The sequence below is a fragment of the Acidovorax sp. LjRoot204 genome (assembly GCF_056175785.1).
In genome coordinates this window covers 1-1033 of the sequence record NZ_JBGFFF010000379.1, presented here as the reverse complement: position 1 = coordinate 1033, position 1033 = coordinate 1, and the positions used below count along the sequence as shown (strand labels likewise).

2 protein-coding genes are annotated in these 1033 nt (G+C 58.8%); both read right to left on the bottom strand.

The window, feature by feature from the left end:
- Nucleotides 1-3 precede the first annotated feature (3 nt).
- A complete protein-coding gene (gene flhC / locus AC04MI_RS25550; RefSeq protein WP_307595763.1) occupies nucleotides 4-612 on the bottom strand; it encodes a flagellar transcriptional regulator FlhC in 609 nt (202 codons plus the stop codon).
- Nucleotides 609-947 carry a flagellar transcriptional regulator FlhD gene (gene flhD / locus AC04MI_RS25545; protein ID WP_026284204.1) on the bottom strand — a complete coding sequence of 113 codons (339 nt, stop codon included), beginning with the start codon at nucleotides 945-947 and terminating at the stop codon, nucleotides 609-611. Before flhD ends, flhC begins: the two co-directional genes overlap by 4 nt.
- Nucleotides 948-1033: the final 86 nt, after the last annotated feature.

Genomic DNA, 1033 nt, shown 5'->3' with positions numbered 1-1033 from the left:
GTGTCAGTGGAGCCCCGCGCCGCCCGGCGCCGCCTCCACGCCAAAACCCATGCCTTCGATGCCGAGCGCGCCGGCCTCGCCACCGGCGCCGCGCTTGGCTCCGCGCGCCTTGCCCGCGCGCGACGGCGGCCTGCAGAGCACGCACACGTAGCCGCTCTTGTGGTCGTGCGCATGCGCGACGAACTGGCCCGAACAGCGGCAGCAGGTGCTCAGCTGCAGCATGTCGCTGTCGAAAAAACGCACCATAGTGTAGGCGCGCGTGAAATCCAGAATTGGCTCGCTGTCCTGCGCTGCAATTTGCTGCAAATAAAGCTTGTAGCTTTTAATCAATATCCAGACTTTTTCTTCGTCCGAATGAATTTTCATGAATTGATACATGTTGTAAAACATTGACGAATGGATATTCGCCAGCCACGTCATATACCAATCGGTTGAAAATGGAAGCAATCCCTTGGGCGGTGAAACCCCCTTGATTTCCTTGTAGAGGCGGATCAGGCGCTCACGGCTCAGCCCCACCTCCGACTCCAGGAACTGCAGGCGGGCGCCCAGCTGGATCAGCTGGATCGCGAGCTGCACTTCCCGCACCTCGCCCAGCACGCTCTTGCGCGTCATGCCGGCACCGCTGCTTTTCGGGTCTGCAGGCTCCGTGCCGACATCAGGATCGACATGTGCGCTTGTTGCAGCATCGTGTCCTTACCTTCGCCAACCACCGCCGACATCGAGGCATGTTCGTCGAGCCTGAAACTGCACAGCAGGAAGTTCGACGCCGCCAGCTTGACGATCTGCGCCAGCGACATGCCGGCCAGCATGTCGGCCAGTTCGCTGCTCACGCCGAGCCGAAACATCGCCGCCACGCGGTCCTGCTTGACCAGTTTCTGCGCCAGCAGCATGTAGGCGAGATTGATGTCGCCGATTTCCCGGGAGATTTCGCCGTTGGCTACGCTCATCACGTTATCCGTTTCCAAAATGCACTCCGTTCAGTCATGTCCTGATTGGATTATTCACAATATTTAACACTTGTAACCTTCTGCAC

Coding starts and splice junctions, on each gene's coding strand:
- flhD (WP_026284204.1), bottom strand. CDS start 947: ATGAGCGTAGCCAACGGCGAAATCTCCCGGGAAATCGGCGACATCAAT.
- flhC (WP_307595763.1), bottom strand. CDS start 612: ATGACGCGCAAGAGCGTGCTGGGCGAGGTGCGGGAAGTGCAGCTCGCG.